We start from the raw sequence: 21658 nt of genomic DNA on the forward strand, positions 1-21658 counted from the left end.
TGCGCGGTCAGACCCAGTCCACATCGCCCAAAAAGATGTAACCCGCGCCATAGATCGTCTTGATCAGCCGCGGGTTCTTGGGGTCCTCGCGCAGCTTGGTGCGCAGACGCGAGATGCGCACATCCATCGCCCGGTCGAAGCTTTCCCCGGCTGCACCGCCAAGCGCCTCCTGCATCTGGGCGCGGGAGATCAGCCGCTTGGGACTGTCCAGGAACAGCCGCAGAACCTCGCCCTCGGCATGGGAAAAGGGGGTCTCGGCGCCGGTATCATCCTCCAGCACGTAGCGGTCGAAATGGGCGGTCCAGCCGGAAAACCGGGCGGTCTCGCTGGCTGGGGCCGCGGTGCGCGGGCCGCTGCGCAGCCGGGCCCGGACCCGGGCCACCACCTCGGCCGGATCAAATGGTTTGGTGATGTAGTCATCCGCCCCGAGTTCCAGCCCGGTCACCCGGTCCTGCACCTGGGCGCGGCCGGAGATGATGATGACCGCAGCCCCCTGTTCCAGCGCCAGCCGGTGCACCAGCGCCAAGCCGTCGGTGTCGGGCAGCGACAGGTCGACCAGGCAGACATCGGGCGTCACCCGGTTCAGCGCCGCTTCGAATTCGCGCGCACGGGCAAAGCTCTGGGTGCGGAAGCCCGCGTCCTCCAGCGTTTCGGTCAGGATCCGGCGGATTTCCGGCTCGTCATCCAGGATGGTGACCAGGGGCGATGTCATGCGGCGGGCTCCGGTGCGATCAATTCGGACAGCTGGTTGGTGGTGAAAGGTTTGCGCAAAACCGGCCCGCATTTCAATGCCTTGCGGAACAGCGGGTCGCTGACTGGCAGCGAGGTCATCAGAATGCAGGGCAGGCCGGAGCCGTCGAGCCGGGCGGCCAGGTCGATGCCGGTGGCGGTGCCCTCCAGCTTGATGTCCGAAAGCACCAGCGCGATGTCCGGCAGATCGGCGGTCAGCGCGCTGGCCTCGTCGACGCTGGCCGCCTCGATCACCGAATAGCCGAGGTCGATCAGCATGTCGCGGAAGGTGGCGCGCAGCTCTTCGCTGTCCTCCACCAAAAGCGCCATGCCGCCCTTGGCGTCCGGGGCCTGGCGGTAGGGCAGCCGCAGGGTGACGGAGGCGCCGGTCTGGGTGTTGCCAAGGCGCATGTCGCCGCCCGCAAGCTTGGCCATGTCATAGACCATCGGCAAGCCCAGACCTGAACCCTCGCTGCCTTTGGTGGTGAAAAACGGGTTCAGGGCCTTCTCCAGCGCCTCGGCAGAGAAGCCGGGGCCGGTATCGGTGACGGATATCTCGACCCAGGTCTGCCCGACCGCATGGGCGCTGACGGTGATCTGGCCGGAGGTGCCGCAGGCATCGCGGGCATTCAGGATCAGGTTCAGCAGGGCATCCTGCAGCTTGCCGCTGTCCAGCAGCAGCACCTGGTCGGGCATATTGTCGAGGATGCTGAGCCCCACGCCTTGCGGCAGCGACGGGGAGGCGAGGATCTTCAGCTCGCCCAGCAGGTCGTGCATGTCGGTGGCCTGCGGGCGCAGGGTGCGCTGGCCGGTCATTTCGGCAATCCGGTTCAGCAGCCGCCCGCCGCGCCGCGCAGCGGACAGCGTGCCCTGGACCATTTCCGCGGCCTCGCCGCTCAGCCCCATCTTTTCCAGCTTGCCTTGCATGCCGAGGATGATGGTCAGCAGGTTGGAGAAATCATGCGCCAGGCCGCTGGTCATCTGCGCCGCCATCTCGCGGCGGCGGGCCTGCTGCAGGGCAACGCGTGCCTGGGTTTCCTCGGTCACGTCCATCGACAGGATATAGACACCGCCCTGCTGGTCGGGGGTAAAGGCCACCCGGATGCGGCGGCTGCCGTGGCTTTCGGTGAACTCGAACACCGGGCTGCCGCCCTTGTAGGCGGCCAGCAGATGCGGCTCGATCCGCTCAAAGGCGTCAGGCCCCAGCGCGTCCGAGATATGCATGCCCAGAATGTCCGACGGGCGGCTGGGAAAGACCGAGCTGAGGCGGCGGTTGGTGTAGGTGTAATAGCCGTCCGCATCCACATGAGCGATATGGGCGGGCATCATCTCGGTGGTCAGCCGGGTGCGGCCCTCGATCTCGGTCAGCTGCCGCTTGGCCTCTTCCAGCGCTGTATTGGTGGCCTCCAGCTGGCGGTTGGCCGCGGAGAGCTCCTCGGTGTAGGCGATCAGCTTTTCGGACAGTTCTTCCGAACGGGCCCGCAACAGCTGCTCCGCCCGTTTGGTGCGGGTGATGTCGGTGTAGACGGTGACCCATCCGCCCTGCGGCAGCGGCGAGCCTTCGATTGAAATCATTTGCCCGTTGGGGCGCTCACGCTCCAGGTAATGGGCGACGAAGTCCAGCGCCTGCTCGACCCGGGTCCGCACGATTTCTTCGATATCCGTTTCCGGGGCATATTCGCCGTTTTCAGCCAGAAAGCGGATCGTCTCGGCAAAGGACGCGCCGGGCTGCGTCAAGCGGTCCGGCAGATTGAACATTTCCTGAAAGCGGCGGTTGCACACGGCCAGCCGCAAATCATTGTCATAGATCGACAGCGCCTGGGCGATCAGGTTCAGCCCGGCGGTGGTCATGGCGGCGTGCTGCTTGCTTGTCCGGTTCATGGCTCTCCCCGGACCATGGCTAACACCGCAGCGGAACAGGGGCAAATTGCCATTCGGCCGCGGGCACGAACTGTGCCGCTCTGGCGGGGCGGCAGTCGCCTCCTGATTGCCGGGGGCTGACCGCTGCTGTTGCCCCTGCAGATTCGCATTTCGCAAAGAAGCGCGGAGAAGTTGATTCGTGGATCCGCCAATCCGTGCGCATCCCGCGCAGTTTCCGCCGGTGCCGCCGTACGGCAGGCAGGATTCGCCACAAAGGGCGCCGCCGCGCCTTGCGTAACAGCCTATAAAACAAGGGGAAGATGGTTGTTACAATTCGTAAGATTTGGGAAAACTTCAGGAAAAAGTTGACGGGCTAGCATGTGGCTGTCCCTAATCGGGGCCAGAACCGCGGACGGCGGTCGGTCCGGCAGCAACGCCGGAAAGGGAGGAAAGAAAGTTGGCTCAGATGCAGATGGGCGCCGAGGGGATGCAATCCCTGCCGGCGCTGCTTCAACGCAATGCGGCGCAATTCGCAGACGCGCCGGCCTACCGGGAAAAGGAATTCGGCATTTGGCAATGCTGGACCTGGGCCGAGGCGGCAAAGGAAATCGAGGCGCTAGCGCTGGGTTTGATCAACCTCGGCGTGAATGAGGGTGATTTTGTCGCCATTATCGGCCGCAACCGCCCCTATCTCTACTGGTCGATGGTCGCCGCGCAGGCGGTGGGCGCCGTGCCGGTGCCGCTCTACCAGGATGCGGTGGCCGAGGAGATGGCCTATGTGCTGGGCCATTGCGGCGCGCGCTTCGTGATCGTGGGCGATCAGGAGCAGGCCGACAAGGTGATCGAGATCCAGGATCAGCTGCATCAGTTCGAGCACATGATCTATCTCGACCCGCGCGGCATGCGGAAATACGACCACACCCAGCTGCACCAGTTCAGCCACATTCAGGATCAGGGCCGGGCGGCCCATGACGAGCTGATCGGGGAGCTGAACAAGCGGCAGGGCAAGCTGGATTATGACAGCACCTGCGTGATGCTCTACACCTCGGGCACCACCGGCAAGCCCAAGGGCGTGGTGCTGTCGAACCGCAACGTGATCGAAAGCGCCAAGAACTCCGCCCAGTTCGACAAGCTGACCCAGAACGAGAATATCCTCTCCTACCTGCCGATGGCCTGGGTTGGCGACTTCATCTTCTCGGTGGGGCAGTCCTATTGGTGCGGCTTCTGCGTGAACTGCCCGGAAAGCGCCGACACAATGATGACCGACCTGCGCGAGATCGGTCCGACCTATTTCTTTGCGCCGCCGCGGGTATTCGAGGGTCAGCTGACCAACGTGATGATCCGGATGGAGGACGCAAGCACCCTGAAGCGCAGGATGTTCCACCATTTCCTGGCCCACGCCAAGAAAGTCGGCGGCAGCATTCTGGACGGCAAGCCCGTCGGCATGATGGACCGCCTGAAATACGCGCTGGGCAATGTTCTGGTCTACGGGCCGCTGAAGGACACGCTGGGCTATGGCCGGATCCGCGTGGGCTACACCGCGGGGGAGGCGATCGGGCCGGAGATCTTCGATTTCTACCGCTCGCTGGGCATCAACCTGAAACAGCTCTACGGCCAGACCGAGGCCACCGTGTTCATCACCGTGCAGCCGGATGGCGAAGTGCGTGCCGATACCGTTGGCGTGCCGGCGCCGGAGGTCGAGATCAAGATCGACGAGAACGGCGAGATCCACTACCGCTCGCCCGGCACCTTTGTTGAGTATTTCAACAACCCGGAGTCCACTGCGTCCACCAAGGATGCTGAAGGCTGGGTGGCCACCGGCGATGCCGGCTTCTTCGAGGAAGGCTCCGGCCACCTGCGGATCATCGACCGCGCCAAGGACGTGGGCAAGATGGCCGACGGCAGCATGTTTGCGCCCAAGTATGTGGAAAACAAGCTGAAATTCTACCCGGACATCCTGGAGGCGGTGCTGTTCGGCAATGGCCGCGACCGCTGTGTTGCCTTCATCAACATCGACCTGACGGCGGTGGGCAACTGGGCCGAGCGCAACAATATCGCCTATGCCTCCTACCAGGAGCTGGCGGGCCATCCGAAGGTTCTGGAAACCATCCGCTCGCATGTGACGGCAGTCAACAAATCGGTCGCGGAAGACCCGATGCTGTCGGGCTGCCAGATCCATCGCTTTGTGGTGCTGCACAAGGAACTGGATGCGGATGACGGCGAGATGACCCGTACCCGCAAGGTGCGCCGCCGCATCGTGGAAGAGAAATTCGACGATATCATCACCGCGCTTTACGACGGTTCGGAGAAGGTCTCGACCGTCACGGAAGTGACCTATGAGGATGGCCGCAAGGGCTCGATCAAGGCGACGCTGACCATCGTCGATGCCGAAGTTCAGCCGGCAGCGGCTCACAAGGTGGCCGCGGAATGATGCACGTGTCTCCGGAAATGACCCCGCCCCGTGCCGGGCAGGCCGGAACGGTCTCAGATCAGGTCGGGATTCAGGTCAGGGTTGAAGGCCGTGTTGACCACCTGCTGGATCTTGAAGGTGGAACTGAACCCGTGTGTCTGCTCAATGATCGAGGCCAGGCTTTCGGATTGGCTGAGGCCCATCTGCTTGCATTCAAGTGCCATCTTCAAAAGGCAGGAATGCTCAAGTTCGCCGAACATAACGTCGATCTCCTTGCTGCTCGTTTCGTACAAGTATCGCACGAAAATCTTAAAATTTCTATGTGGCAAAAGAATGGAGGCGGTTGTCATGCTTGACAATTCAGAGAGTTACGTCACCGAAGACGGCCGCACCATCGGCGGCGTGGTGATGGAGATGAAGAACATCACCCTGCGGTTCGGCGGCGTGGTGGCGATCAAGGACATCTCCTTTGACATCCGCGAGGGCGAGATCCGCGCGATCATCGGCCCCAACGGCGCCGGCAAGTCCTCGATGCTGAACGTGATCTCCGGCTTCTACGTGCCGCAGGAAGGCGAAGTCTGGTTCCGCGGCTCCAAGCGGCCGCAGATGAAACCCTATGAAGTGGCGCGCCAGGGCATCGCCCGGACCTTCCAGAACATTGCCCTGTTCGATGGCATGAGCGTCCTGGACAACGTCATGACCGGGCGGCTCAACTACATGAAAACAGGCCTGTTTTCGCAAGCTCTGTGGAAGGGCAAGGCGGAGCAGGAAGAGACTGAGAACCGCGAGGTCGTGGAGCGGATCATCGACTTCCTGGAGATCCAGCACATCCGCAAGACCCCGGTGGCGCGGCTGCCCTACGGCCTGAAGAAACGGGTCGAGCTGGCGCGTGCGCTGGCGGCGGAGCCGAAGCTCTTGCTGCTGGATGAACCGATGGCCGGCATGAACGTCGAGGAGAAGGAGGACATGTCCCGCTTCATCCTGGATGTGAACGACGAATTCGGCACCACCATTGCCCTCATCGAGCACGACATGGGCGTTGTGATGGACCTCAGCGACCGGGTCGTGGTGATGGACTACGGCAAGAAGATCGGTGACGGCACGCCGGACGAGGTGCGCAACAACCAGGATGTGATCGACGCCTATCTGGGGGTCAGCCATGACTGAGTTGCACCGCAGCAACACCCGGCTCCGGCAGAGTGACACCCGTACACCCCCTGTGCACCCCCTGTGCACCGCCGCAGTGCAGAATTCCGAGGAGAGCCTCTAATGCCTGAACAACTCGTCTTTGCGATGGAAGTGACGCTGAACGGCCTGATGGCGGGCGTGCTCTATGCGCTGGTCGCGCTGGGGTTCGTTCTGATCTACAAGGCCTCCGGCATCTTCAACTATGCCCAGGGCGTGATGGCGCTGTTTGCGGCGATGACGCTGGTGGGGATCATGCAGGGGCAGGTGCCGTTTTCGCATCTGATCAACGCGGTCTTTGGCGGCCATATCACCCATTTCGGCTGGAATATCCCGGGCGTCGTGGCAATTGCCCTGACCGTGGGCGTGATGGTCCTGCTGGCCTGGCTGGTGCAGGTGCTGGTGATGAAGCATCTGGTCGGGCAGGAGCCGATCATCCTGTTCATGGCCACCATCGGGCTTGCCTATTTCCTGGAAGGCGTTGCCGACCTGATGTGGGGTTCCGAGATCAAGACGCTGGACGTGGGCCTGCCGCAGGGCATCAACCTGTGGATCGACGAGGTCACCTTCAACATCTTCGGCTACGGCTTCTTTATCGACAACCTGGATATCGTGGCGACCGTCATCGCGGCGCTGCTGGTGGCCGGCCTGGTGGCTTTCAGCCAGTACACCAAGCAGGGCCGGGCGATGCGCGCGGTGGCGGATGACCACCAGGCGGCGCTGTCGGTCGGCATCTCGCTGAACTTCATCTGGGTGCTGGTGTGGTCCGTTGCAGGCTTCGTCGCCCTGGTCGCGGGCATCATGTGGGGCACCAAGTCCGGCGTGCAGTTCTCGCTGTCGCTGATCGCACTGAAGGCCCTGCCGGTGCTGATGCTGGGCGGCTTCACCTCGATCCCCGGCGCCATTGTCGGCGGCCTGATCATCGGTGTCGGCGAGAAGCTGTTCGAGTTTGCCATCGGCCCGATGGTCGGCGGCGCCACCGAGAACTGGTTTGCCTATGTGCTGGCGCTGCTGTTCCTGGTGTTCCGTCCGCAGGGCCTGTTCGGGGAGAAGATCATTGAACGGGTCTGAGGCTCATATGATCTGCTCCCTGCGTGCTCAGCCCTCGAGCCGGCGGAAGGCGGCGATGACGACGGCGGCAAAGATGCTGGCCACCAGGGTGAAGGCGATGGTGATGTTGCCGATCAGCTGCCCGGCCGCGAAGGTCAGCAGCCCGGCCATCAGCAGCCCGATCAGCACCGTGCCCCACGGGCCGGGCCCGCTGCTGGAGGCCCGCCGCCGCTGCGGTTCGAATTCAAAGGGCGGCAGCACGGTTGCGTCTTCCACCGTTTCCAGCAGCCGGCCCTTGGCCTTGGCAAATTCGGCTTCGGATATGTCGCCTTTCTTCCGCGCGGCCTCCAGCCGCCGGATTTCCTCGAAAATCACGGTCATTGGTTCCACTCACTCTACCCAAAAACAGGGTTTCACAAAGAAGTGGGCAAAATGTGTCCAAGCCGGGAAATCTGACAAACTGGTTAACGGCGGGGGCGCCGCATGACCAAGGTGATCGCCATCATCAACGTCATTGCCTGGGCCGGGTTCTGGGCCTTCGGCTACCTGGCGCTGTCGGCGGAAAGCTACAGCGAGACCCAGGTGGTGACCGCGGCGCTGCTGGCCTCCGCCGGGCTGATCACCGGCATCATCGCCTATCTGCGGCTGGTGCGCGGCAGCGAGCGCAGCGGCTATGCCAAACCTTCTAACCGGATGACGCGCGAGCAGCGTGACGCCGCGCAGGCCCAGTGGGGGCAGATCAAATGAGTGCCGCCGCTGAAACAACCAAGACAGACACCCGGACCGGGTCCCGTTTGCAAGAGAAAGGGAGCATCTGAGACATGTTCTACCGTGAAGCCGGGGATTTCAAAGTCTCCTATGCCGATGACAGCCAGACCTTTCCGATCAAGTTCGACCGCTACCGCTACTATGCGGTGCTGGCGGTGGCGTTCGGCATCATCCCGTTCCTGATCAACGATTACTGGGCGAACGCGATCCTGCTGCCGTTCCTGATCTATTCGATCGCCGCAATCGGGCTGAACATCCTGGTCGGCTACTGCGGCCAGGTGTCCCTGGGCACCGGCGGGTTCATGGCGGTGGGCGCCTATGCCTGCTACAAGCTGATGACCGCCTTCCCGGAAATCAGCATGTTCATTCACGTGCTGCTGGCGGGCGGCATCACCGCGCTGGTCTGCGTGCTGTTCGGCCTGCCCAGCTTGCGCATCAAGGGTTTCTACCTGGCGGTGGCAACGCTGGCGGCGCAGTTCTTCCTAGTGTGGCTGTTCAACCGGGTGCCGTGGTTCTACAACTACTCGGCTTCGGGCCAGATCAACGCGCCGGAACGCGACACCTTCGGCATCATCATCACCGGCCCCAACGCGCCGGCCTGGGCCACCTACCTGTTCTGCCTGATCTTCCTGACCGTCTGCGCGCTGATTGCCCGCAACCTGACCCGCGGCACCCAGGGCCGCAGCTGGATGGCGATCCGCGACATGGACATCGCCGCCGAGATCATCGGGGTGAACCCGTTGAAGGCCAAGCTGACTGCCTTTGCCGTCTCCGGCTTCTTCATCGGCATCTCCGGCGCGCTGTTCTTTGCGGTCTACCTAGGCGCGGTCGAGGTCGGCGAGGCCTTTGGCATCAACAAGTCGTTCCTGGTGCTGTTCATGGTGATCCTCGGCGGGTTGGGCTCGATCTTCGGCTCCTTTGCCGGTGCCGCCTTCCTGGTGCTGCTGCCGGTGGTGCTGAAGGTGGTGGGCGTCGACCTGCTGAACTGGCCCACGGACATCGTGGCGCATTTCCAGCTGGTGATCGTCGGCGCGCTGATCATCGTGTTCCTGATCGCGGAACCGCACGGGATGGCGCAGCTGTGGCGGGTTGCCAAGGAAAAACTGAGACTCTGGCCCTTCCCGCACTGACGCGGGGCGGCAGACACGCTGGCGGGGAGAAAACCAAGACCACCCCCGCCGAAGGAAACCATCGGATAAGACCAAAGGGAGGATTTAAGCCGATGAAAAAGACACTGACCACACTGGCGCTCGGCGCCGCGATGGCAGCGGGTCCGGCAATGGCGGATCTGGTGTTCCCGGACCTCAGCTACCGGACCGGGCCCTATGCGGCGGGCGGCATTCCGTTCTCCGACGGCTACAACGACTACTTCACCCTGCTGAACGAGCGCGATGGCGGCATCGGCGGCGTCAAGGCCAAGGTGATCGAATGCGAGACCGGCTATAACACCGAAAAGGGCGTTGAGTGCTACGAGTCCACCAAGGGCCAGGGCGCGCTGATCTATCAGCCGCTGTCCACCGGCATCACCTATCAGCTGATCCCCAAGGTGACCGCGGACAACATCCCGCTGCACACCATGGGCTATGGCCGCACCTCGGCGGCGAACGGCGAAGTGTTCAGCCACGTGTTCAACTACCCGGCCAACTACTGGAACGGCGCCTCGGGCGTGGTGAACTACCTGCTGGAAGCCAATGGTGGCGATATCAGCGGCAAGAAGATTGCGCTGATCTATCACAACTCCGCCTATGGCAAGGAGCCGATCCGCACCCTGGAAGAGCTGTCCAAGAAGCACGGCTTTGAGCTGATTGCTCTGCCGGTCGACCATCCCGGCCAGGAGCAGAAATCGCAGTGGCTGCAGATCCGCCGCGACCGTCCCGACAACGTCGTGATGTGGGGCTGGGGCGTGATGAACCAGGTGGCGATCCAGGAAGCTGCCAACATCCGCTTCCCGATGGAGAACTTCATCGGCGTGTGGTGGTCCGGTGCCGAGCATGACGTGCTGCCCGCGGGCGACAAGGCCAACGGCTACAAGGCGGTGACCTTCCACAACGTGGGCCGCGACTTCCCGGTGTTTGACGACATCCAGAAATATGTCGTGGACGCGGGCAAGGCGGCAGGTGCCGGCGATCAGGTGGGCAACGTGCTCTATAACCGCGGTATGTACGCGGCGATGCTGGCGGCCGAAGCTGCCAAGACCGCGCAGGAAATCCACGGCACCGCGGATATCACCCCGGCGATGATGCGCGACGGCATGGAAGCGCTGGTGATCGATGAGGCGAAGATGGAAGCGCTGGGGATGCCCAACTTCGGTCCGGCCTTCAACGTGTCCTGCGAAAACCACGGCGGCCCCGGCCTGGTCGGTGTGACCCAGTGGGATGCGGAGAGCAAGACCTGGTCGCTGATCTCTGACTTCAAACCGTCCGATACCGAAGTGATCGGCAAGCTGATCGAGGAAGACTCGGCTGCTTATGCGGCAGAGAACAACATCGAACCTGGTTGCAAATAAGGGCTTCATGCCGGCCCCCGCTGTCTTGGGGGCCGGAAAGAAACCGGCGCGGCGGCAAGCTGCCGCGCCACTCAACGGGATCCCGGATCTGGTCCGGGACAGGCATGAGGACACGCTTTGATGCTGGATGCAGCGAACACCGCCGAGGTGCAGGCCGAGACCCTGCTGGAGGTCAACAATATCGAGGTGATCTACAATCACGTGATCCTCGTCCTGAAGGGCGTGAGCCTGAATGTGCCCAAGGGCGGCATCACCGCGCTGCTGGGCGGCAACGGGGCCGGCAAGACCACGACGCTGAAGGCGGTATCGAACCTGCTGCATTCGGAACGCGGCGAGGTCACCAAGGGCTCGATCAAATACCGCGGCGAGCATGTGCATGAGCAGGACCCGGCGGAGCTGGTGAAGAAGGGCGTCATCCAGGTGATGGAAGGCCGCCACTGCTTTGAGCACCTGACGGTGGAAGAGAACCTGCTGACCGGCGCCTATACCCGCACGGACGGCGGCGCGAATGTCCAGAAAGACCTGGAAATGGTCTATCACTACTTCCCGCGCCTGAAGGAGCGGCGGAAGAGCCAGGCCGGTTATACCTCGGGCGGCGAGCAGCAGATGGTGGCGATGGGCCGCGCGCTGATGTCGCGGCCGGAAACCATCCTGCTGGACGAGCCGTCGATGGGGCTGGCGCCGCAGCTGGTGGAGCAGATTTTCGAGATCGTGAAGTCGATCAACGAGCAGGAGGGCGTGACCTTCCTGCTGGCCGAGCAGAACACCAACGTCGCCCTGCGGTATGCCCATTACGGCTATATCCTGGAATCGGGCCGGGTGGTGATGGACGGGCCTGCGGCAGAGCTGCGGGAGAACCCGGATGTGAAGGAATTCTACCTCGGGATGTCGGATGAAGGGCGCAAGAGCTTCCGCGACGTGCGGTCCTACCGCCGCCGCAAGAGGTGGCTGAGCTGATGCGGGGAGATGACGTGATGAGCTTTTTTGACACGCTTGAAACCCGCAGCGCAGACGAACGCGCCGCAGACCTGGCCAAGGCGCTGCCGCAGCAGATCGCCCGCGCCAAGAGTGCAGCCGGTTATGCCGCGCTGCTGGACGGGGTGGACCCGGCCGCGGTGGCCTCGGCCGGGGCGTTGGCCAAGCTGCCGGTGCTGCGCAAATCTGAGCTGAGCCGGGCGCAGGCCGAGAACCCTCCCTTTGGCGGCTTCACCGTGAAGCCCGCGCATGGCTTTGCCCATATCTTCCAGAGCCCCGGCCCGATTTATGAGCCGGGCGGGGTGGACGGCGACTGGTGGCGGATGGGGCGGTTCCTGAACGCCGCCGGGATCGGCCAGGGCGATGTGGTGCAGAACTGCTTTGGCTACCACCTGACGCCCGCCGGCATGATCTTTGAAAACGGCGCGCGGGCGGTTGGTGCTGCGGTGCTGCCGGCCGGCACCGGCCAGACCGAGCTGCAGGTGACTGCTGCGCGCGACGTGGGCGCCACCGCCTATGCCGGCACGCCGGATTACCTGAAGGTGATCCTGGACAAGGCCGATGCGATGGGTGTGGAGCTGAAATTCTCCAAGGCGGCGGTGGGCGGCGGCGCGCTGTTCCCGAGCCTGCGCCAGGAATACGCTGACCGCGGGATCTCCTGCCTGCAGTGCTATGCCACTGCGGATCTGGGCAACATCGCCTATGAAAGCCCGGCGATGGAGGGGATGATCGTTGACGAGCATGTGATCGTCGAGATCGTCACCCCCGGCACCGGCAACCCGGTGGCGCCGGGCGAGGTGGGCGAGGTTGTGGTGACCACGCTGAACCCCGATTACCCGCTGATCCGCTTTGCCACCGGCGATCTGTCGGCGGTGATGCCGGGTGTTTCGCCCTGCGGCCGCACCAACATGCGGATCAAGGGCTGGATGGGCCGTGCCGATCAGACCACCAAGATCAAGGGCATGTTCGTGCGCCCCGAGCAGGTGGCGGCGCTGGTCGAGAAGCATGACGAGATCGTCAAGGCCCGCGTGATTGCCAGCCGCGACGGCGAGATGGACGCGATGACCGTGCAGATCGAAGCGGCAGGCGGCGACGAGGCGGCCTATGCGCGTTCGGTGATCGAGGTGCTGAAGCTCAAGGGCAAGGTCGAGGTGGTCGCGCCCGGGGCGCTGCCCAAGGACGGGCTGGTGATCGAGGATCAGCGGACCTACGACTGAGCCGCGCAGAGTTGCTGACTGAAACGGGCGCCGGATGCAGGCGCCCGTTTGCTGTTCCGGCGGCGGCATGGCCCGGGCCGCGCTTTCCGGCTGGAATTTCTGACTGGAATGGTCGAAATAGGGCGGTGTGAACCTTCATCCGGACCCTGACTGCCGCAAATGACTGCTGCCAATGATCCCATCGAATATGCCCCGCACGGGCGCCGCCGCGGCGGCAAGAGCGGCGGCGGGCTTTTTGCCGTCCTGGCGTGGGCGGTGGCGCTGTCCTGCCTGCTGCCGATGGTGGCAGTGGCGCTGGCGGCGGCGTTCGGCGGCACGGAGACGATCAGCCATCTCGCCGAAACGGTGCTGCCGGGCTATACGCTGACGACGCTGGCGCTGGTGGCGATGGTGGCGCTTGGCACCTTTGCAATCGGCACCGGAGCGGCCTGGCTGGTGACGATGACCCGGTTTCCCGGTGCCCGGTTTCTGGAGATTGCGCTGGTGCTGCCGCTGGCCTTCCCGGCCTATGTGCTGGCCTATGCCTACACCCATATCCTGGACCACCCCGGCATCGTGCAATCCACCCTGCGCGAGGTGACGGGCTGGGGGCCGCGGGATTACTGGTTCCCGGAGATCCGCTCCACCGGCGGGGCGGCGGCGATGCTGGTGCTGGTGCTGTACCCCTATGTCTACCTGCTGGCGCGGGCGGCGTTCATGCAGCAGAGCGCTGGAGCTTTCCTGGCCGCCAGGGCCCTGGGCAAGAACGCCTGGCAGGCGTTCTGGATGGTCAGCCTGCCGATGGCGCGCCCGGCCATTGCCTCGGGCGTGCTGCTGGCGGTGATGGAGACGATCGCGGATTTCGGCACGGTGTCCTATTTCGGGGTGCAGACCTTTGCCACCGGGATCTACACCAGCTGGTTCTCTCTGGGCGACCGGGGCGGCGCGGCGCAGCTGGCACTGTGCCTCTTGGGCTTTGCCCTGACGCTGGCGGTGGTCGAGCGCTCCACCCGCGGGCGGGCGAAGTACCACCATGCCGGCAAACACCACACCCAGATGCCGCCGGCGGAGCTGGGCGGCGTCAAGGCGGCAGTGGCCGTGTTCTTCTGCGCGGTGCCGGTGGTGCTGGGCTTCCTGCTGCCGGTGGCGGTGCTGTTCCTGATGAGCTTTGACTCGGAGCAGAACCTGTTCAGCCGCCGCTATATCGGCTTCACCAGCAATTCGATCATCCTGGCGTCGGCGGCGGCGGTGCTGACGGTGGCGGCCGCGGTCTGCCTCGGCTTTTACCAGCGCCTGCGGCCCGGGCGGCTGTCCTCCGCGGCGGCCTATTTCGCCCGGCTGGGCTATGCGGTGCCCGGCGGGGTGATCGCGGTGGGGCTGATCGTGCCCTTCGCGGCGTTCGATAATGCGCTGGATGCCTGGATGCGGGAGACCTTCGGCATCCGCACCGGGCTGTTGGTGACCGGCTCGATCTGGCTGCTGGTTGCTGCCTATGGCGTGCGGTTCATGGCGGCGGCGCTGGGGGCATATGAGGGCGGACAGGCGACGATGCACACCAATATGGATGCCGCGGCGCGGTCACTGGGGCAGGGGCCGATGGGGATGCTGCGCCGGGTGCATCTGCCGATCCTGACGCCCAGCCTGCTGACCGCGCTGCTGATTGTCTTTGTCGATGTGATGAAGGAGCTGCCCGCGACGCTGATCATGCGGCCCTTCAATTTCGACACGCTGGCGGTGCAGGCGCACCGGCTGGCGGCGGATGAGCGGCTGGAGGGCGCTGCGGTGCCCTCGCTGGTGATCATGGCGGTTGGCTTGCTGCCGGTCATCCTGATCTGCCGCCAGGTGGGACGGCGCCGCTAGGCGCAAGAATTTTGGAAAATTCTTGCCAGGAAAATTCGAATTTTCCTGGCGCGTTAGATGGCTAGGGGCGGCTTATGCCGCCCACCAGGCCTCGATCTCGTCACGGGAAATCCGGTCTGCCGGGCCCAGGCCCACCAGAACGGTTTCCTCCGCCTCGCAGCGTTTGGCTTCGACGTGGCGGCCCACCACATGCAGCTCATAAGCGCCGCCGGTGGTCAGCACGAAGCCCTTCATCCGGTAGAGCCCTGCGGGCCGGTCTGCCAGCTTGTCCCCCAGCGCGCGGCGGTCCAGCACGTCGCTGCTGCGGTGCTGCCAGGTGGCATAGGCGGGGTGGGCGGCAACCGCGCGGCCCTTGGGCAGCGGCACCACGTCAAACAGCAGTTCCGCCACGGGAGAGCCGTTCAGCACCGTCGGGGTGCGGGCGCCGGCCGATTTCAAGGTGGCGCCGAGCGTTTCGGAGATTTCATCGCATTTGGTCGCGATCACCAGATCCGCGGCGCGGATCTGCTGCTCTGCCTGCGGGGCAACCAGCGGGTCGCTCAGCAGCGTTTCCGCATTCCCCGCATCAACCAGGGTGACGATGCCGCCGTAGCTGAGGCCGGTTTCATTGAGAACGGAATTGGCGATGGCAACCGGATCGGAGATGCCGCTGGCTTCGATCACCAGATGGTCCGGGTGTTCGGGGCGGTTCAGTATTTCCCGCAGCGCCGCGGCCAGGTCGTCGCCCATGGTGCAGCAGACGCAGCCATTGGTGAGGGCGATCTTGCCGCCGTCTGTATTCTGGATCAGCGCGTCGTCGATATTGACCGCGCCGAAGTCATTCACGATCACGGCCAGCTTCAGCCCGTGATCCTCGGCCAGCAGCCGGTTGATCAGGGTGGTCTTGCCCGCCCCCAGATACCCGCTGATAATCGTTACCGGCAACCGGTTCATAAGCTCTGGCCCCCCAGAGCGCGGCGTGCTCCCGACTGCATGTTTCCCCCCGAATTTCAAGATGCGCGAACGTATAGGGGCCTGGCGCAATCGGGTCTAGGAAAAGCTGGGGATGCGTCGAAGTTTTGCCATCCTGACGGCGGCTGTGCCATTTGGGAAACGCACAGGTGCAAAAAAGCGCGGCCCGGGGCCGCGCTTTGCCGGTTTTCTGCGGACTGGGGTTACTTCCAGCCGACGTCGTTGAAGATCTTCTGTGCCTCGGGCAGGTTCTTGGCGACCTCCGACAGGTTCACGTCATCCGGCTTGAAATGGCCAAGCGCTGCGATCGAGGGGGCCAGGCCAACGCCCGGAACCGCCGGGTACTCGTCATTGCCGGCCGAGAAATACGCTTGGGCGGAATCGCTGGCGAGGTACTCCAGGAACTTGACGGCGTTGTCCTTGTTCGGCGCGTGCACGGCAACACCGCCGCCGGACAGGTTCATATGCGCGCCTTCGGTGTTCTGCGAGGGGAACAGCCAGCCGATCTGGTCGCGGTTCTCCGAGACGCCCTTGACCTCCTTGCGGATCGAGCGGGCGAAGTAATAGCTGTTGGCCACCGAGATATCGCACTCGCCCGAGACCAGGCCGCGAATCTGGTCGGTGTCGCCGCCCTGCGGGTCGCGCGCCATGTTGGCGACCACGCCTTCGGCCCAGCTGCGGGCTGCCTCGGCGCCGTGATGGGTCACGATCGAGGCCAGCAGGGTCTGGTTGTAGGTGTTCTTGGAGGAGCGGATGCAGACCTTGCCCTTATACGCGGGGTCGGCCAGGTCCAGGTAGGTCAGCGGCGGGTTGGCGACCTCGTCCTTGTCGTAGAAGATGATGCGCGAGCGCTGGCTGAAGCCGAACCACTGGTTGTCTTCGTCCTGCAGGTAGGCGGGAACGCGGGATTCCAGCACGTCGCTGTCGATGCTTTGCAGCACGCCTGCGTCCTTGGCCCGGGTCAGGCGCGAAGTGTCGACGGTGATCAGGATGTCGGCGGGGGAGTTCTCGCCTTCGGCCTTCATCCGGGCAATCAGCTCATCGGCGTTGCCTTCGATGCGGTTGATGGTGATGCCGGTGGCCTCTTCGAATTCCGAATAGAGCTGTTCGTCGGTGTCATAGTGGCGCGAGGAATAGATGTTCAGCTCGCCTTCGGCGGCAGCAGTGGTGGCAATGGCCGCGGTCAGCGCGCCGGCCAGTACGGTGGTGGCTTTCAGCATGTGATGTCCCGTTCGTTAGTGGCTCTTTTTCCGACTGAAATAGTCAATTAAAGAATTTTCCGGCGGATGCAATGAATTTCCGACAAAAGAAATCGGATAATTTGCCGCGGCAGTGCATGGGACAGGCGGTTCCGGAAACCATGCCGGATCCGGGCCGCTGCTGTTCGGGGCGCAATGCAGGGGCGGCCTGCCGCCGGCCGCTCCCGCCCGTCGCTGGACTTTTTGCAAAGTCCGCTCCCGTTGGGCGTGGCACCGCGCAAAGCGCGGTGCCACGCCCAAGGCCGCCAAGCATTGCCCGGCGGCAGCCGGGGGATCTGCGGGCGCGGGAGTGCTCCCTTGCCGGGTTTGGAAAACACAGCTCCAAAACGCAAAAAAACCGCATCGGATGATGCGGTTTTCTGCATGTCGCTGGATCGGATCTTAGCCCTGGCGCGCTTTGAACTTGCGCTGGGTCTTGTTGATCACGTAAACGCGGCCTTTGCGGCGCACAACCCGGCAGTCGCGGTGCCGGTTCTTCAGCGAGCGGAGCGAGTTCTTGACCTTCATGGCCTCTCTCCTTGTCTGCGGCGCGAACCAGCGCCTAGGTTAGCGGGTGCCTTGGCCGTGGCCAGGGCAGTGAATGAATGGTGGGCGATACAAGGATCGAACTTGTGACCCCTTCGATGTCAACGAAGTGCTCTACCGCTGAGCTAATCGCCCACTCTGGCCTGCCCAGCCTCCTGCCCCTTAGAAGTGAAAGGGGCGCGGGGTGCCGCGCCGGTGAGGGGGTCTATAAATAGAGTCGCGCAGAGGTGCAAGAGCTTTTGACCGCAGAAATTTCCGCGATATGCTGTTTCTTGCACAAGAAGCACCGGAGCAAGGATGCCTGATACAGCGTTTTCCGTGAATTCCCCGCAGAAACTGGCCTCCGCGGTGGTTTTTGCCTCTCCGCACAGCGGGACAGACTATAGCGATTCCTTTCTGGCACAGTCGATTCTGGGGCGGAAGATGATCCGCAGCTCAGAAGACGCCTTTGTCGACCGGCTGTTTCAGGCGGCGCCGGAGTTCGGCGCGCCGCTGCTGACCGCGGTCAAGCCGCGGGCCTATCTGGACCTGAACCGCTCGCCCGATGAGCTGGACCCGGCGGTGATCGAGGGGGTGCAGCGGCGCGGGCAGAACCCGCGGGTGGCCTCGGGCCTTGGGGTGATTCCCCGGGTGGTGGCCAATGGCCGCGCGATCTACCGCGGCAAGCTGCCGATGGTGGAGGCCGAGCAGCGTATCAGGTGCTACTGGCACCCTTATCACCAGGCGCTGAAGGGGCTGCTGGATCAGGCGCACTTGCACTTCGGGCAGGCGATTCTGGTCGATTGCCACTCGATGCCGCATGAGGCGATCGACACCATGGCGCCGCGCAGCGGCGGCAAGCCGGAAGTGGTGCTGGGCGACCGGTTCGGCGCCGCGGCGGACAGCGGCGTGGTGGACCGGATCGAGGCGGCTTTTGCCGCGGCCGGTCTGAAGGTGGCCCGCAACACACCCTTTGCCGGGGCTTATATTGCCCAGACCTATGGCCGCCCGTCGCGGCGGCAGCACGCGGTTCAGATCGAGATCGACCGGGCGCTCTATATGGATGAGATCAATATCCGGCCCAATGCAAATTTCGAACCGCTGCAGAAACTGCTGCGCCGGGTGATTGCCGAGATTGCGGCGATCGGGCAGGAGGAAATGCCGCTGGCGGCGGAATAAGCCGGTACGGAGTGCGGCTCAGCGCAGGGCGCGGCCTTTCAGGATCGCGCCGTCGCCGAAGCGCTTGCGGATCGCGTCGGTGGCGCGTTCCGCCTCGGCCCGCTTGCCGGCCTGCGGGTCCAGCAGATCGCCGGTTTCATCGGCCTGCGATTCTGGCACCAGGTCGGAGATGCCGCAGCCCAGCAGGCGGTAAGGACCCTCATCACCCACCTGGTCCAGCAGGCCGCGGGCGGTGCGGTAGATCCGGTCGGCGATTTGGGTGGGGCTGCGTAATGTGAGCCGCCGGGTCAGCGCCGAATGGTTGGCGCGCTTCAGTTTGAGGGTGACAACCCGGCCCGCCAGCTCCCGCGCCTTGGCCCGGTCCGAGACCTTTTCCGCCAGCCGCCACAGGTGGCCGTCGAGCACCTCCAGGCTGGCGGTGTCCTCAAAGAAGGTGGTTTCATTGGAGATCGACTTGATCGGCGCATGGGCCGAGACCCGGCGCCGGTCCTGACCGCGGGCAAGGTGCCAGAGCCGGTCGCCCATCGAGCCGAAGCGGCTGTGCAGCGCCTCGCGGTCCCAGCGCAACAGGTCGGAGAAGGTGCGGATGCCAGCCTTGTCGAGGCTCGCCTGGGCGGCCGGGCCGATGCCCCAGATCAGCCGCACCGGCTTGTCGCGCAGGAAATCATCGGTCTCGGCCTTGCCGATCACCGAGAACCCGCGCGGCTTGTCGAGGTCGGAGGCGACCTTGGCCAGGAACTTGTTGTGGCTGAGGCCGATGGAGCCGGTGACGCCGAGTTCATCCTTCATACGCTTGACCAGCCGCGCCAGCATCACCGCGGGCGGGGCGCCATGCAGCTTTTCGGTGCCGCTCAGATCCATGAAGGCCTCGTCCAGCGACAGTGGCTCCACATCCGGGGTCAGCTCATTCATCATCTTGCGGATTTCTCGGCTGACCTCGACGTAGACATTCATCCGCGGCTTGATCACCACCGCGTCGGGGCAGAGCTTCAGCGCCTGGAACATCGGCATGGCGGAGCGCACCCCGCGGATGCGGGCGACGTAGCAGGCGGTGGAGACCACCCCGCGCTTGCCGCCGCCGATGATCACCGGCTTGGTGGCCAGCTCCGGATTGTCGCGTTTTTCGACGCTGGCATAGAAGGCGTCGCAATCCATGTGGGCGATGGTGAGGGAGAACAGCTCCTCATGCGCCTTGATACGCGGGCTGCCGCAATGGGGGCAGCGCCGGGCGGGGGCGATCTGGCTCAGGCAGTCTCGGCAAAGGGCGTGCATGGGCGGCGGGCTGTCTATGTTGAGCGGCAAGTCTAGCGTGCGGCGGAGGGCTTGTCTTTAGCGCGGCGGGCGGGCAAGGGACAGATCATGGCATCAGCAGGCGATGAATTTTCCGGCGCGAAGGCCGCGTTGTTTCTGGGGCAGGAATTGCTGGTCATCCTGCGTGATGACACACCGGATATTCCTTATCCCGGCCACTGGGATCTGCCGGGCGGCGGCCGCGAGGGGGACGAAAGCCCCGAGGCCTGCGTGCTGCGCGAAACCCGGGAGGAAGTCGGGCTGGTGCTGAAACCGGACGCGCTGGTCTGGCCGCAGTCCTATCTGCGCCCGCATGGGCGGGTCTGGTTCTTTGCCGCGCATCTGCCCGCCTCCGCTGCCGGGCTGATCCGCTTCGGGAATGAGGGGCAGGGCTGGGCGCTGATGGCGCCGGAGACCTATTGCGCGCATCCGTTGGCGGTGCCGCATTTCGCCGGGCAGCTGCGCCAGTACCTGGAGGCACGGGCCGGATAGCAGGGGCTGAAAAGAAAGATCCCCCGCTGGAATGCGGGGGGAAGGTGACGGACCTCAGGAAGAAAAGCCCGTCTGGGGAGTGTCTCATCCACAGAATCGCGCAGCGGCTGCTGTTTCGCAAAGTTTGCGGGTCCGGGCAGCGGCTGCGGGTTTTGCGGGTGTGCCTTTTGGGTCACAGGACGATTTGGCGCAGAAAACGGTGCCGCCGCAGGTTTCGTCTGTGAAAAGAGTGCGTTGACGTAACGTAAAACGATTGCAGGCGGACAGACGGCGGGAAATAGATGTGCCCGCCTTACATTTTTATTTCTGCCTGTTTTTTAAGCAGATCTCTGCCTGCGCTGTTTGCGGCGCAGGCAATACGCGTGTGTGTGCCGCCCAGGCAGCGCTTTTGCGATCAGGCTTGCGTGCCGGCCAGCTCTGCCAGGATGGCCTCGGCCGCGGCGCGGGGGCTCTCCGCTTTCCAGATCGGGCGGCCCACGACGATGTGGTCGGCACCGTCCGCAATGGCACTGGCCGGGGTGGCAACGCGCTTCTGGTCGCCAAGGTCTGCCCCGGCGGGGCGCACGCCCGGGGTGACGATCAGCTTGCCTTCAGCCTCGGGCAGGGCGCGGATCAGAGCGGCCTCCTGCGGGCTGGCGATTACCCCGTCGGCGCCGGCGGCAAAGGCGTTGCCTGCGCGCTCCAGAACCAGGTCCTGCACCGCGCCGTCCTTGATCAGCGCCCCGTCCAGGTCCTCGCGGTCGAGCGAGGTGAGGATGGTGACGGCGAGGATCTTGAGGTCCTTGCCCGCCGCGCCTTCCTTGGCGGCGCGCACCACGTAAGGGTCGCCGTGCACGGTGAGGAAGTCGAGGTCGAACTGCGCCAGGCCCCGCACCGCGTTCTCCACGGTGGCACCGATGTCGAACAGTTTCATGTCGAGGAAGATGCGCTTGCCGTGCTCCTGCTTGAGCTCATTGGCGAGCGCCAGGCCGCCGCCAGTGAGCATGCCGAGGCCGATTTTGTAGAAGGAGACCGCATCACCCAGCTGTTCGGCAAGCTTCAGCCCCGCCAGCGCATTGGGGACATCCAAGGCAACAATCAGGCGGTCGTCGGCGCGCGGGGCTTGGGTCATGGCAGGGTCCTTTGTGGCAGCTGTGGCGTGAAACTGGCGTTTCATACGCAAGGGGCTGCGGTTGGGCAAGGCGCAGCAGGGCGCTCCCGCATCTGAAGAGGCCCCTGGCGGGGCCTGTTGCAGATTTTGGGCCCGGCGCCGCGCTGGCGCGCGGCGCGGCCGCGCGTGACGGCAGCCGTCAGCGCGATGTTGACGCAGGTCAGGGATTTCCTCACCTTTTGCGGGCATTATGGTCTTGAAGCGGCGGCAACGCTTCCCACATCTATTGCCGAGGCCCGGACCGGGGCGTGCCGCAAAGCGGGCGCTGCCAATAACGCGGGCGCTTGAAAAAGG

20 protein-coding genes and 1 tRNA gene are annotated in these 21658 nt (G+C 64.3%); 11 read left to right on the forward strand and 10 right to left on the reverse strand.

The window, feature by feature from the left end; translation table 11 throughout:
• Nucleotides 1-7: 7 nt before the first annotated feature.
• Complete coding sequence (locus ACFMBG_RS02015) at nucleotides 8-712, reverse strand: response regulator transcription factor (RefSeq protein WP_027235691.1); 705 nt, start codon at nucleotides 710-712, stop codon at nucleotides 8-10.
• Nucleotides 709-2610 (reverse strand): hybrid sensor histidine kinase/response regulator, encoded by a 1902-nt coding sequence (locus ACFMBG_RS02020; RefSeq protein ID WP_421053053.1) that lies wholly within the window; start codon nucleotides 2608-2610, stop codon nucleotides 709-711. Before ACFMBG_RS02020 ends, ACFMBG_RS02015 begins: the two co-directional genes overlap by 4 nt.
• 466 nt (nucleotides 2611-3076) lie before the next feature.
• On the opposite strand from ACFMBG_RS02020, the gene ACFMBG_RS02025 reads away from it, so the two are divergent.
• Nucleotides 3077-5020 carry an AMP-binding protein gene (locus tag ACFMBG_RS02025; protein ID WP_421053079.1) on the forward strand — a complete coding sequence of 648 codons (1944 nt, stop codon included), beginning with the start codon at nucleotides 3077-3079 and terminating at the stop codon, nucleotides 5018-5020.
• 53 nt (nucleotides 5021-5073) lie between these two features.
• On the opposite strand, the gene ACFMBG_RS02030 is transcribed toward ACFMBG_RS02025, so the two are convergent.
• A complete protein-coding gene (locus ACFMBG_RS02030; RefSeq protein WP_421053054.1) occupies nucleotides 5074-5292 on the reverse strand; it encodes a hypothetical protein in 219 nt (72 codons plus the stop codon).
• Between the two features lie 55 nt (nucleotides 5293-5347).
• On the opposite strand from ACFMBG_RS02030, the gene ACFMBG_RS02035 reads away from it, so the two are divergent.
• A complete protein-coding gene (locus tag ACFMBG_RS02035) occupies nucleotides 5348-6166 on the forward strand; it encodes an ABC transporter ATP-binding protein (protein WP_421053055.1) in 819 nt (272 codons plus the stop codon).
• Nucleotides 6167-6268: 102 nt separating this feature from the next.
• Nucleotides 6269-7255, forward strand: a complete 987-nt coding sequence (locus ACFMBG_RS02040; RefSeq protein WP_421053056.1) for a branched-chain amino acid ABC transporter permease — start codon at nucleotides 6269-6271, stop codon at nucleotides 7253-7255.
• Between the two features lie 27 nt (nucleotides 7256-7282).
• Here the strand turns inward: ACFMBG_RS02040 and ACFMBG_RS02045 are convergent, their stop codons facing one another.
• The gene (locus ACFMBG_RS02045) at nucleotides 7283-7615 is read right to left on the reverse strand and encodes an SHOCT domain-containing protein (protein ID WP_421053057.1); all 333 of its coding nucleotides are present in this window, start codon (nucleotides 7613-7615) and stop codon (nucleotides 7283-7285) included.
• Nucleotides 7616-7717: 102 nt separating this feature from the next.
• On the opposite strand from ACFMBG_RS02045, the gene ACFMBG_RS02050 reads away from it, so the two are divergent.
• The 6 genes from ACFMBG_RS02050 (at nucleotide 7718) to ACFMBG_RS02075 (ending at nucleotide 14539) form a co-directional block, all read left to right on the forward strand.
• Entirely contained in the window at nucleotides 7718-7981 is a 264-nt protein-coding gene (locus ACFMBG_RS02050) for a hypothetical protein (RefSeq protein ID WP_421053058.1), read from the forward strand.
• 74 nt (nucleotides 7982-8055) lie between these two features.
• The gene (locus ACFMBG_RS02055; RefSeq protein WP_421053059.1) at nucleotides 8056-9132 is read left to right on the forward strand and encodes a branched-chain amino acid ABC transporter permease; all 1077 of its coding nucleotides are present in this window, start codon (nucleotides 8056-8058) and stop codon (nucleotides 9130-9132) included.
• A gap of 92 nt (nucleotides 9133-9224) precedes the next feature.
• On the forward strand, nucleotides 9225-10508 hold the full coding sequence (locus tag ACFMBG_RS02060; RefSeq protein ID WP_421053060.1) for an ABC transporter substrate-binding protein: 1284 nt from the start codon (nucleotides 9225-9227) through the stop codon (nucleotides 10506-10508).
• A gap of 120 nt (nucleotides 10509-10628) precedes the next feature.
• Complete coding sequence (locus ACFMBG_RS02065; RefSeq protein WP_421053061.1) at nucleotides 10629-11465, forward strand: ABC transporter ATP-binding protein; 837 nt, start codon at nucleotides 10629-10631, stop codon at nucleotides 11463-11465.
• Between the two features lie 17 nt (nucleotides 11466-11482).
• Entirely contained in the window at nucleotides 11483-12700 is a 1218-nt protein-coding gene (locus ACFMBG_RS02070; RefSeq protein ID WP_421053062.1) for a phenylacetate--CoA ligase family protein, read from the forward strand.
• Between the two features lie 159 nt (nucleotides 12701-12859).
• A complete protein-coding gene (locus ACFMBG_RS02075; RefSeq protein WP_421053063.1) occupies nucleotides 12860-14539 on the forward strand; it encodes an ABC transporter permease in 1680 nt (559 codons plus the stop codon).
• A gap of 72 nt (nucleotides 14540-14611) precedes the next feature.
• On the opposite strand, the gene ACFMBG_RS02080 is transcribed toward ACFMBG_RS02075, so the two are convergent.
• The 4 genes from ACFMBG_RS02080 to ACFMBG_RS02095 form a co-directional block, all read right to left on the reverse strand.
• Entirely contained in the window at nucleotides 14612-15472 is an 861-nt protein-coding gene (locus ACFMBG_RS02080) for a CobW family GTP-binding protein (protein WP_421053064.1), read from the reverse strand.
• A gap of 221 nt (nucleotides 15473-15693) precedes the next feature.
• The gene (locus ACFMBG_RS02085; RefSeq protein WP_421053065.1) at nucleotides 15694-16710 is read right to left on the reverse strand and encodes a Fe(3+) ABC transporter substrate-binding protein; all 1017 of its coding nucleotides are present in this window, start codon (nucleotides 16708-16710) and stop codon (nucleotides 15694-15696) included.
• Nucleotides 16711-17130: 420 nt separating this feature from the next.
• On the reverse strand, nucleotides 17131-17256 hold the full coding sequence (ykgO, locus tag ACFMBG_RS02090) for a type B 50S ribosomal protein L36 (RefSeq protein ID WP_005648635.1): 126 nt from the start codon (nucleotides 17254-17256) through the stop codon (nucleotides 17131-17133).
• Between the two features lie 78 nt (nucleotides 17257-17334).
• A tRNA-Val gene (locus tag ACFMBG_RS02095) sits at nucleotides 17335-17409 on the reverse strand.
• Between the two features lie 162 nt (nucleotides 17410-17571).
• Here ACFMBG_RS02095 and ACFMBG_RS02100 point away from each other — a divergent pair.
• Entirely contained in the window at nucleotides 17572-18432 is an 861-nt protein-coding gene (locus ACFMBG_RS02100; protein ID WP_421053066.1) for an N-formylglutamate amidohydrolase, read from the forward strand.
• An 18-nt stretch (nucleotides 18433-18450) separates the two neighbouring features.
• Here ACFMBG_RS02100 and ACFMBG_RS02105 read toward each other — a convergent pair whose 3' ends face one another.
• Nucleotides 18451-19704 (reverse strand): DNA polymerase IV, encoded by a 1254-nt coding sequence (locus ACFMBG_RS02105; RefSeq protein WP_421053067.1) that lies wholly within the window; start codon nucleotides 19702-19704, stop codon nucleotides 18451-18453.
• Nucleotides 19705-19791: 87 nt separating this feature from the next.
• On the opposite strand from ACFMBG_RS02105, the gene ACFMBG_RS02110 reads away from it, so the two are divergent.
• Entirely contained in the window at nucleotides 19792-20214 is a 423-nt protein-coding gene (locus tag ACFMBG_RS02110; protein WP_421053068.1) for an NUDIX hydrolase, read from the forward strand.
• A gap of 394 nt (nucleotides 20215-20608) precedes the next feature.
• Here the strand turns inward: ACFMBG_RS02110 and pyrF are convergent, their stop codons facing one another.
• Nucleotides 20609-21325, reverse strand: a complete 717-nt coding sequence (pyrF, locus tag ACFMBG_RS02115; RefSeq protein ID WP_421053069.1) for an orotidine-5'-phosphate decarboxylase — start codon at nucleotides 21323-21325, stop codon at nucleotides 20609-20611.
• Between the last annotated feature and the right edge of the window lie 333 nt (nucleotides 21326-21658).

The organism is Leisingera coralii (assembly GCF_049056525.1).
GTDB classification, from domain to species: Bacteria; Pseudomonadota; Alphaproteobacteria; order Rhodobacterales; family Rhodobacteraceae; genus Leisingera; species Leisingera coralii.